The 10,712-nt window shown below is 48.8% G+C and carries 11 protein-coding genes; 6 read left to right on the forward strand and 5 right to left on the reverse strand.

The genetic code is table 11. The features are described from left to right. Nucleotide 1: 1 nt before the first annotated feature. Both CAG64_RS11990 and CAG64_RS11995 read right to left on the reverse strand, forming a co-directional pair. Nucleotides 2-292, reverse strand: coding sequence for a co-chaperone GroES (locus CAG64_RS11990; protein ID WP_021704551.1), 291 nt, complete (start codon nucleotides 290-292; stop codon nucleotides 2-4). Nucleotides 293-488: 196 nt separating this feature from the next. Next, nucleotides 489-1,643: a Wzz/FepE/Etk N-terminal domain-containing protein gene (locus CAG64_RS11995; protein ID WP_161453414.1), complete on the reverse strand. Its 1,155-nt coding sequence runs from the start codon at nucleotides 1,641-1,643 to the stop codon at nucleotides 489-491. 197 nt (nucleotides 1,644-1,840) lie between these two features. On the opposite strand from CAG64_RS11995, the gene CAG64_RS12000 reads away from it, so the two are divergent. Both CAG64_RS12000 and CAG64_RS12005 read left to right on the forward strand, forming a co-directional pair. After that, entirely contained in the window at nucleotides 1,841-2,452 is a 612-nt protein-coding gene (locus CAG64_RS12000; RefSeq protein WP_021704552.1) for a helix-turn-helix transcriptional regulator, read from the forward strand. Between the two features lie 114 nt (nucleotides 2,453-2,566). Continuing rightward, nucleotides 2,567-2,908 (forward strand): DUF3135 domain-containing protein, encoded by a 342-nt coding sequence (locus tag CAG64_RS12005; protein ID WP_021704553.1) that lies wholly within the window; start codon nucleotides 2,567-2,569, stop codon nucleotides 2,906-2,908. Between the two features lie 18 nt (nucleotides 2,909-2,926). Here CAG64_RS12005 and birA read toward each other — a convergent pair whose 3' ends face one another. Together birA and murB are read right to left on the reverse strand one after the other, a co-directional pair. Next, nucleotides 2,927-3,895 carry a bifunctional biotin--[acetyl-CoA-carboxylase] ligase/biotin operon repressor BirA gene (birA, locus tag CAG64_RS12010; RefSeq protein WP_161488738.1) on the reverse strand — a complete coding sequence of 323 codons (969 nt, stop codon included), beginning with the start codon at nucleotides 3,893-3,895 and terminating at the stop codon, nucleotides 2,927-2,929. Next, nucleotides 3,892-4,935: a UDP-N-acetylmuramate dehydrogenase gene (gene murB, locus CAG64_RS12015; RefSeq protein ID WP_161488739.1), complete on the reverse strand. Its 1,044-nt coding sequence runs from the start codon at nucleotides 4,933-4,935 to the stop codon at nucleotides 3,892-3,894. The genes birA and murB overlap by 4 nt, the downstream gene beginning before the upstream one ends. Before the next feature lie 74 nt (nucleotides 4,936-5,009). Here murB and CAG64_RS12020 point away from each other — a divergent pair, with 74 nt between their 5' ends. After that, nucleotides 5,010-5,462, forward strand: a complete 453-nt coding sequence (locus CAG64_RS12020) for a GNAT family N-acetyltransferase (RefSeq protein WP_021704556.1) — start codon at nucleotides 5,010-5,012, stop codon at nucleotides 5,460-5,462. Nucleotides 5,463-5,605: 143 nt separating this feature from the next. Next, a complete protein-coding gene (gene pssA / locus CAG64_RS12025; protein WP_161488740.1) occupies nucleotides 5,606-6,946 on the forward strand; it encodes a CDP-diacylglycerol--serine O-phosphatidyltransferase in 1,341 nt (446 codons plus the stop codon). Between the two features lie 67 nt (nucleotides 6,947-7,013). Here pssA and CAG64_RS12030 read toward each other — a convergent pair whose 3' ends face one another. Next, nucleotides 7,014-8,369 carry an MBL fold metallo-hydrolase RNA specificity domain-containing protein gene (locus CAG64_RS12030; protein WP_161488741.1) on the reverse strand — a complete coding sequence of 452 codons (1,356 nt, stop codon included), beginning with the start codon at nucleotides 8,367-8,369 and terminating at the stop codon, nucleotides 7,014-7,016. A 165-nt stretch (nucleotides 8,370-8,534) separates the two neighbouring features. Here CAG64_RS12030 and rfbB point away from each other — a divergent pair, with 165 nt between their 5' ends. Both rfbB and wecA read left to right on the forward strand, forming a co-directional pair. After that, on the forward strand, nucleotides 8,535-9,533 hold the full coding sequence (gene rfbB / locus CAG64_RS12035; protein WP_161488742.1) for a dTDP-glucose 4,6-dehydratase: 999 nt from the start codon (nucleotides 8,535-8,537) through the stop codon (nucleotides 9,531-9,533). 120 nt (nucleotides 9,534-9,653) lie between these two features. After that, nucleotides 9,654-10,712 (forward strand): UDP-N-acetylglucosamine--undecaprenyl-phosphate N-acetylglucosaminephosphotransferase, encoded by a 1,059-nt coding sequence (gene wecA / locus CAG64_RS12040; protein ID WP_161488743.1) that lies wholly within the window; start codon nucleotides 9,654-9,656, stop codon nucleotides 10,710-10,712.

A 10,712-nucleotide genomic window follows, 5' to 3' on the forward strand; every position in this document is an offset into this window, starting at 1 on the left:
ATTACTCAACGATTGCCATGATGTCGTTTTCAGACATGATCAGTACTTCTTTACCGTCGATTTTCTCTGTCTTCGTGCCGTAGCCTTCTGCGAAAATCACAGTATCGCCAACTTTAACGTCCAGTGGCTGAACAGAGCCGTTCTCCAGGATGCGGCCTTTGCCAACAGCCAGAACCACACCACGAGTTGATTTTTCTGCAGCTGAACCCGTCAGAACGATGCCACCAGCAGATTTAGACTCAACTTCTTGGCGCTCTACGATAACTCGGTCATGTAATGGACGAATATTCATTGGTCGTCTCTCCTGAAAGTTTCCATGTTTGATTTGATAATTGCCTTAAACAAGCGGCAAAGCCTTGTCGTAACTATATGTGGGGCAATTGCGGCAATCCCAAGGGGGGGGACGGATTTTTTTGTGAGGCGGCTAACGAAATCACCACAAAGCAAAAGGGACGCCAAGTGGCGTCCCTTTTTACTATCGCTTTCAATCACATCGATTCGTCGTCTTCGCGGCGAAACGCAAAGCGTACCAGAACAATCGCGACACCCAGCATACCACCTAAAAGCGTACCCAGTACCGCTATCAGTGCGCGCTTCGGCTTGTCGCGGGAAATCGGTTGTTCGACATTTTCCAGGAAGCGGAAAGTCTGAAACTGAATGTCGCGATCGATTTTCAGGGTCTTGAGCATATCCAGTTTGGCATCAATTTGCTGCAGGCGAGGCTCAATCACACTGAGGTTCTTCACCGACTCCAGCGCCGTCACTTTCGCTGCCAGCGCCTTGGTCCCCAGATCGATTGAGAAGATTTCCTTGTCGTTGTAGCTTTGAATTGGCTTGTCTACCTCCGCAGCTTTAGCAATATTCAATGCGTACTGAGCACGCTCCGCTTCAACTTCAAGGCGGTTTCTCGCCTGAGATTCAAGAATACGTTTTTGTTGCACTAACTCATTGTGCTTAGTATCAATGATGGTTTGCAGGTTATTCAGCGCATCCTCACGTGCTTTGGCACGAATGATCTGCAAATATTCATTCAATAACGAATAACTGCTGGTTTGAGTGGTGGACTGAAAACTTAAATCATATGGGGCTGACGGCGTTTTATCTTCCGCTTTTGCGGTTATTTTCTGAAACCATTCAGCGTACAGTTTACGATTCCCATCTTGAGAACCATCGCTATTCTCATCAGCCGCCAAATCAAGTTGAGCCTTATACGCCTGGAACTCTTCGCTAGAATCAAGGAAAACACGCTTGTTATCGCTTGAGTTAAACGAGTCCACAAAACGTTTAAACAGAACTTTCGTATCAATAAGGCTGTCTAGCTCACGACTGACCAGTACCGTGCCATCTTCCTGATAAATATCAAAAATCGGTTGAAACTGCTTGACTTGCAGCTGATAGGCCGCCATATCCTGCAATTGTGGTTCAGTGACTTTTGCCGTAGAAGACCACCACTGCTGAGCCAACAGCGCATACGCGACTGCCAATCCCGCACAAGCAATTGTGGTAAAAATAACCGTTAGTTTACCCTTCCATAATACTTTAAATAGCTCTCGTAGATCGATCTCATCGTTTTGATGGTAAGCGGCAGGTACCTGAGGATGATGTTGGTCTGTCACAATTGGTTGTTGGCTTTGCCCTGTCACATTGAATCCTTTAAAGCTTAAAAATAATTGGGTAACAGTAAAAAATTAGTTGGAGGCGAAGTCTAACACAAGTCAATAAAGGCAAGAAAGCCAGGCGGCGTCTCATATTCGCGCTCCAAATGGTTATTTATAATACATTGTCAATCCTTTGCTTTATTAACTCGATCCGACATAATAGCTGGAAGAAAGGAGTGTACATGAAAACAATCGACAGGATCTTACAAACCATTAAGCGCGATGGTGCGGTCACCGCCAAACAACTGGCTGAAGAGCTGGGCATGACCACCATGGGCGCCCGCCAGCACCTGCAAGGCCTGGAAGACGATGGCATCCTGGCGTTTCACGATGTGCGAGTCAAAGTCGGCCGCCCGACCCGCCATTGGTCATTGACCAAAAAAGGCCATGCCCAGTTTGCCGATCGTCACGGCGAACTGACTATTCAGGTGATCGATGCGGTGGAAAGTGTCTTCGGTAGCGCAGGGCTGGAAAAAGTCACCCTGCAGCGAGAACAACAAACGCTTGAGCATTATCAGACCGCGCTGCAACCTTGCCATTCTCTTGAAGAGAAACTGTCGATGTTGGTTGAGCTGCGTGAGCAGGAAGGGTACATGGCCGAGCTGGAGTCATGCGACGATGGATACCTGCTGATTGAAAACCACTGCCCTATCTGCAAAGCTGCTAAGCGCTGCCCCAGCTTGTGCAAATCCGAACTCAACATTTTTCAGAAGTTGCTTGGCGAACAATATCAGGTCAAGCGGACGGAACACATCATCAACGGTGAGCGCCGCTGTACCTACCACATTCGCTAGACCAATCGTCTCATATTTAAGACCAGCCACAGGCCGATAAACCGTTCGCTGAATTGTTGCGTAAACTGTAAAGGTGTTGATAGTTTAATCAGCACTGCAGTTGAGGGAACAATCATGAGCAGTATGCCTACCCAACAACGGTTGCCGCCATTTGATGAACTGGTCAAACTGGCAGAACGCGATCCTGAAGCGTTTGACCGCTTCAAACATCAATTGTGTGATGAGATGATCGCGTCAGCCTCCGATTTTATGCAAGATCGCCTGCGCGCTCAGCAATCACACATCGACTTGTTAATCAGTCACTGCAGCAACCCGACGCACGTCAATGTGACATTGCAAAGCGAGTTATTTAAACAGTTTGCCAAGTTCCGCGACGCTCTGAATGGTGAACTGGATATCGCCCCGACCAGCGCCGACGTAGTCCCTTTCAGGCCCAAAGAGCAAGACTGGCGCTGAGGTGCGGTCATCTTCGTATCACAAACCATTACCGCGCAGGGAAATTTCGCCTCCGATGTAGGCTTCAAGGCCTGCCTCAGTTTCAAGTAACACACCACCCTGCTCATTGATACCACGTTCAATACCAGTGATTTCTCTTGGTCCCATGAGCAGCCTGACTGGGCGGTTGATGAAATTGTCCAGTCGATTCCAACGTTCGACGAACCCAGCCATTCCCTGAAACTCATAGTCTTCCAGCGCTTTGTGCAGAGTCTTCACCAGGGTGATCGCCAGTTGATTACGGTCTATCTCACGCCCTTGCAACGCCTGAGACAAACTGGCCCAGGGCTGAGTAATTCCCGGAGTATCGTCATCCATACTCAAGTTCATCCCCATGCCGATCACGAGATTTGCAGCAGCCCCTGCCTGTCCCGACATCTCAACCAGAATCCCGGCTAACTTGCGATCGCGAAAGTAGAGATCGTTGGGCCACTTGAGTTTAACGTCATCAATCCCCAAAGACTCCAGCGCTTCCACCACCGCCACACCGACAACCAGGCTCAGCCCCATCGCTGCCGCCATGCCGGCATCAAGGCGCCAGTACATCGACAAATACAAATTGGCACCGAAGGGCGAAATCCATTCCCGTCCACGGCGGCCGCGCCCTCGTGACTGATATTCCGCGATACACACCGAACCCGATTCCAACTGAGCGGCTTTATCGAGTAAATGTTGATTGGTTGAACCAATGATCGGAACCAGCTCTAGCGGCTTATCAGTCGCGGCCTGCAAAACCTGTTCATCCAGCAGTTGCATTGGCTTTGCCAGTTGATAACCTTTACCCTGGACACGGAAAATGTCCACGCCCCACTCCTGAATCCCTTTGATGTGCTTACTGATCGCTGCACGGGAAATACCCAGGGTATCACCCAGTTCTTCCCCGGAATGAAAGCCGCCTTGAGAAAGTTGCTTCAGCAATGTCAGTTTTACACTGTGATCTTTTTTCATTGCTGAGCCTCCAAAATCTCATTGAGACGAGTTTCGGCGCGGGCGCCCATAAAACGCACCTCATGCTCCAGTGCAATCGCATATTTTTCCTGCACACTGCGGCACACATGCGCCGCTAGACGAATCACATCTTGTGCGCTTGCATTGCCCTGATTGACGATCACTAACGCCTGTTTGGGGTGCACTTGTGCCCCGCCAATACTGTAGCCTTTCAGCCCACACTGATCGATCAGCCAACCTGCCGCGATTTTTACACCATCGTCGACCGGATACGCCACCACATCGGGATATTGCGCCAGCAGAGACTGATACTGCTCTGCGCTGATCACCGGATTTTTGAAAAAGCTCCCCGCGTTACCGATTTGGGCCGGATCGGGTAACTTATCAGTGCGGATCTTACACACCTGCGCAAAAACCTCTGCCGCGCTGGCCTCTGCCCCCAACGCTTTCAGCGGCCCATAGGCGATATTGGCCTGCCAGGCCTTCGACAATTTCAGGCCGACTGCCACCACAATGGCCTTTTGATACAGCGCGTGCTTGAACACTGAGTCCCTGTAGCCAAACTGGCACTCTGCGTTGCTCAGGCGGCGAACAGTAAAACTTTCAAGGCACAGGATATCGACGTATTCACAGACATCTTTGAGTTCCACCCCATAAGCGCCAATATTCTGAATTGGCGCAGAACCGGCACAACCGGGAATCATGGCAAGGTTTTCAATCCCGGCATAACCCTGTTCGACAGCCCAAGCAACCAACTCTGGCCAGTCTTCACCGGCTTCAATATGCAGCAACCTGTGTTCCTCGGTCTGAGAGACCCGCTTCCCCAACAGACCATTGACCATCACCACACCGTTAAACGGTTCAGTGAACAGCACATTACTGCCTTTCCCCAGCATCAGTTTTGGCAGCGACTGCCACTCAGCATGGTGGTAGACATCAATAATGTCGGTCACAGAATGAACGTGAACCAGATGAGCACAAGTCTCGGAGATGCCAAAAGTATGGTAGGGGCGCAGATCTGCGTGAGTTTGAGATTGCATAAGCTTGGTTTGCACAAATAATATCAGGTCAATTACACTGCCCTCATTCTACCCTCTTTTCAAGCAAAGTGAGAATGCCTCCACTCCGTATCGAACTGCTGGACCCGATTAAGCTGCCGCTGGTCACCCGACTGTACAAGGCTCACTACCCTTCGGCCAAAGCCAAAAAAAATGAAACCACCATCGTCTGTTACCAATATGATGCGTTGTGCGGGGTAGTACGTTTTCGCCCGCTAGATACCTTTCGCCTACTGACTGGCATGCTGGTGCTCCCGGAATATCGCGGCCAGGGCGTCGCCCATCAACTCATGCACTATTGCCAACAACACATCCTGGGTCATCAGGACTACTGCTTTGCCTACACGCACCTGGCGCCTTTTTACGCTCAACACGGTTTTGTTTCCGTGTCCACAGAGCAGTTACCTCCGCCACTAAAAGGGTTGTTTGAGCGCTACTGCCGCAGTGGGAAGCAACTGGTGGCCATGCACTTTAAACATCCGACAAGGCTTAAACCAGGCGGCAGTTAAGACCGCGCAGCCAACCTGATTGTTCAGCTTCGACGACTGAGCGGCAATGCCCAATAATTGATGTCATTCCTAGTCAAATGACTGAGATGTTTGATACTATCCATGGCTTGCAATTTTGCACACGGATAAGGTAACGCATCTAGATGATGACCAATAAGAACCCATTCGACACCCTTCCGACGCTGGCGCTGAATCCTGAGCAGTTTGAAACACTGTACTCAGCACAGGCGTTCAGAGATCGTCTGATCCAGGCGATACGGGAAGCGAGCAAGCGAATTTATCTTGTTGCTCTTTATTTGGAAGATGATGAGGCAGGCAGAGAGATCCTGACTGAACTTTATCAGGCCAAGCAGCGTAATCCAGGACTGGATATCAACGTCTGCGTAGACTGGCACCGCGCTCAGCGTGGTTTGATTGGCGCGGCGCCAGGCGAAACCAATGCGGCGATGTACAAAGCGTTTGCTGACCAATACGAGCATGACATTCCAGTGTATGGTGTGCCGGTCCGTGGGCGAGAAGTATTTGGTGTCTTGCATCTGAAAGGGTTTGTGATCGATGATCAGGTTATTTACAGTGGCGCCAGCCTGAACAATGTCTATCTGGGATACAACGACCGCTACCGCTTTGACCGCTATCATGTACTGAGTAGTCATACACTGGCCAATACGATGGTCCAGTTTATCCGCGAACAAATGATTGAGCACCCGGCGGTGAACAATCTTGCCTGCCCGGCGAAACCCAATACCAAAGAGATCAAAAACGACATCCGTCAACTACGCGCATCACTGGCCAAATCTGCCTATCAGTTTGACAGTGAGACCGTATCCACCGATCAGGTGGCAGTGACCCCCATCGTGGGTGTCGGGAAAAAACGCAATCGCCTCAATCAAGGCATCAACCAGTTAATTCGTCTGGCCAAAGATGAGTTGTTTATCTGCACCCCCTACTTTAACTTCCCGCGCAGCGTGGCTAAAGAAGTCAAAAAAGCCCTCAGACGTGGCGTGAAAGTCACGATTGTGGTAGGCGACAAGACCGCCAATGACTTCTACATTTCACCAGAGCAGGAATTCAAAACCATTGGTGGCCTGCCATATCTGTACGAGCGTAATCTGCGCCTGTTTGCCAAAGCCAACGAAGCCAACATTGCCAGTCGCAAACTGTCACTGCGTTTATGGAAACACGACAACAACAGTTTCCACCTTAAGGGCATCTGGGTCGATAAACGCTATATGCTGATCACCGGAAACAATCTCAACCCACGCGCCTGGAAACTGGATCTGGAAAACGCACTGTTCATTCAGGATCACTACCATTTGTTGACGGCGCAGTTTAACAAAGAAGTCGAGAATATCCTTGAACACACCCAGTTAATTTGTACCTACAAGCAGCTGGATAAAGTCGAGAATTATCCGGAAGAAGTACAGAAGCTGATCCGAAAAATCACCCGCGTACGTGCCGATCGGGTACTAAAACAAATTCTCTAGCCCCTGATGACTCAGTGAAGAATGTGACTTAGTGGACAACGGACGTCCGCTGATGATACTCATGTACTCACTCAATCACATGATATCCCAATTTTTGTAAGCAGTCCTTAAACGCTGTTTTTGCCTCCGCTTCGCCATGAATCAGGTGAATTTCTTTCGGTGGCACGTCGATTCCCTGAATAAAACGCAACAAGTCGGTTTGGTCTGCATGCGCGCTGTAACCCGACATGGTATGGATCTGTGCCCGCACATTAATCCACTCATCCGCAATTTCAACGCGTTTGGCACCGGACTGCAATACACACCCCAGCGTCCCCTGAGCCTGATAGCCCGCAAACAACACATCCGTGCGAACATCAGCGAGCAGCGCTTTAAGGTATCCCATCACTCGCCCGCCTTCACACATTCCGGACGCCGCGACGACAATAGCAGGCTCACCCGTTTTCGCCAGACGATTAACCAGTGCCAAATGCTCCCGGTAATGCTCGACCACCACACACTGGTCAAACGCCAGAGGATGCCGATGATGTTCCAAACGTTGTTTGGCTTCTTTGCCCCATAACTCCCGGTAACGACGATACGAACGCGTCACTTCACTGGCCATCGGTGAATCGAGTATGATCGGGATCTGACCGGTAATTCCCCGCTGGTAAATCAACTGCTCAATATCAAACAGTAGTTCCTGTGTTCTGCCCACGCTGAAGGCAGGAATGATAATCACGCCACCGTCTTGCAGCGAACGATTGATGATGGCTTCTAACCGCTCTGCCCTGTGTGCCACACTGTCATGCTGTTTGTTGCCATAGGTCGATTCGATGTACAGCACATCGGCTCGAGAAGGCGCCACGGGATCCGGTAGCAATGGCGTATCAGAAGGCCCAAGATCGCCGGAAAACACAATCACCTCACCGTTTTCTTGCCGAATTTCAACGTACGCAGAGCCCAGGATATGACCGGCCGGATTAAAACGTATCTCGACCGTTTCGCAGCAGTATGAGAGAGCATCGCCTCCTTGTGAGTCAGGAGGAGACAGCACAACGCCCTGCCACACGCCATACTCTATTGGCACAAAACGTTTGTTCAATGCCTCGAGTACACGCTGTCGCTGCGGCTTATCCATACCCAATTGCAGTTTCAGACCATCGCCCAGCATCAGAGGGACTAGCTCTGCGGTCGCGGGCGTACAATAGATCGGCCCGCTAAAACCCGCGGCGAGCAACCAGGGTAAGCGGCCGACATGATCAATGTGAGCATGCGTCAACACCACAGCACGAACCTGTTCAATCGAGAACTCGACGTACATAGGTCGGGCATCTTTCCCCTGAAACTGACCACAGTCGATCAACAGGCTACCATGTTCAAACTGTACCTCATGACAAGAGCCCGTTACTGTGTGTTTACCGCCATGATGGAATGTGCGCATAAGAAATCTCTGAGTCGTTTTTGGTAAGAATAAATAGTAATTCAGTGTACTTACTACTCTAAAAACCACGCAATGCGGCCTAACTCGCGTTCTCAAAGCCAACACATAAGTAGATAAGCGTCTGAGTGTCCGTTAAACTCAAATGCACAGCAAAGGGCATAACATTTGAAAATTCTAATTACAGGAGGAAGTGGCTTCATTGGTTCGGCACTGGTAAGACACTTCCTGGATAACACACCTCACCAAATCGTTAACTTAGACAAACTGACTTACGCGGCAGATCCAAAAGCACTGGAGGCGTATCAGCAGCACCCAAACTATACCTTTATTCAAGGGGATATTGGTGACGGTTGTTTGCTAGAGCAAATATTTGAAGCGCATCAACCAAGCTGGGTCTTTCACCTGGCCGCAGAAAGTCACGTCGACAAATCCATCTATGCATCAGCGGATTTTATAGAAACCAACGTGATTGGCACCTATCGGTTACTGGAAACCGCCCTTGGGTATTGGCACACGCTGACTCCAAAAAAGAAGTACACTTTTCGCTTTTTGCATATCTCAACCGATGAAGTCTACGGCGATCTAGAACTCGGAACTCACCAGAGCTTTAATGAAGACTCGCCCTATAAACCCAGTAGCCCGTACTCTGCGTCGAAAGCATCAAGCGACCACTTAGTCAGAGCCTGGCACCGAACCTATGGTTTACCCATTTTGATCACAAATTGCTCTAACAACTATGGTCCGTTTCAGCACAGGGAAAAACTCATTCCTAAGATGATCACCAATGCGTTAGCGGGCAATGCGCTGCCTATTTACGGTACAGGTAAACAAGTCAGGGACTGGCTACACGTAGATGATCATGTCCGAGCGCTTCACTTGGTGATGCAAAAAGGAAAAGTTGGCGAAACTTACTGTATCGGTGGTAATTGCGAGAAAACCAATCTGGAAGTGGTTACCTTAATCTGCGAGAACCTGGATAGAATCGTGCCCCACAATGCGCCACATGCTGCGCTTATCCGTTTCGTCGCAGACCGCGAAGGCCACGACCAGCGCTACGCGATTGACTCATCTAAAATTAGCAATCTTGGATGGAGTCCGTCTCACTTTTTTGATTATGAAGTCAATCGGTTATCAAATGTTTTATGGAATTACGTCAAAGATTGAATCCAATTTAACGACAAAGAAATCAATAAAGTAACCTATACCGTCGATAAAATCTGGTCTTTATCCAGCTGTTATTTTCATCTAAAATCCCGATACCACTATTACTACAGGCAAATACCCGTGCTCATTCCATTCGTCGATTTGGCTTTTTTATTCTTTTTTTCACTGGCTTCATTATTCCTCTTACGCAAAGCCGCTAAAGCGATTGGTTTGGTCGACAAACCCAATGCACGTAAGCTCCACAACGGTGCTGTTCCGCTCGTTGGTGGGATCTCGATCTGTTTATCGCTTCTTTATTTTCTTTTTAACAATCAAAACATCATTCCAAATACACCATTATATGCCGGATGCATATTAATTTTGGTTATAGTGGGCGCACTAGATGACAAGTTTGATATCAGCTTCAAACTTCGTTTTGCAATTCAAGCAGGGCTCTCGGTAGCTATGATGGTACTTGGTGGGATTGAGCTACATACTATCGGAAATGTTTTCGGAGCGGGAAATGTAACGCTGGGGTGGTTTGGCTACGTTGTTACCATTATCGCTGTTGTAGGCGCCATCAATGCGTTTAACATGGTCGACGGGATAGATGGCTTATTAGGTGGACTTTCGATTGTAACTTTCGGTGGGCTAGGAATTATGTTAGCGCACGACGGGCAGCTCAATATTGCCTATCTATGCTTAGTCATGGTGGTTATTATCATTCCATATATCCTACTAAACCTTGGAGCGTTCGGTCGAAAACGAAAAGTGTTTATGGGCGACGCCGGCAGTATGTTAATCGGCTTTACGGTCATTTGGTTTCTATTACTTTCCAGTCAAAATGGTAAAAACCCTCCCCTTCAACCAGTGACAGCACTATGGTTGATTGCTGTGCCACTAATGGATATGGCAGCCATTATGATCCGAAGAATTCGTCGCGGAGACTCTCCATTTAAACCGGATCGAGAGCACTTACACCACATATTCCAGCGCTTGGGCCTTAGTTCTCACCAAACATTAGTCGTTATCTTCTTAATTTCTGCAGTTTATGCTGGCGTTGGTATATACGCAGAAATGATTGGCGTCCCAGAATATGTAATGTTTTACGTCTTTATTTTATGTTTTTCCATATATTTAATTCTATTAAGTAACGTTTGGAAGATTACGAGCTACATTAGAAAAAACAAAGGACTATAA

Origin of the sequence: Vibrio sp. V38_P2S17PM301, from assembly GCF_009904845.1 — a bacterium.
GTDB lineage: Bacteria > Pseudomonadota > Gammaproteobacteria > Enterobacterales > Vibrionaceae > Vibrio > Vibrio proteolyticus.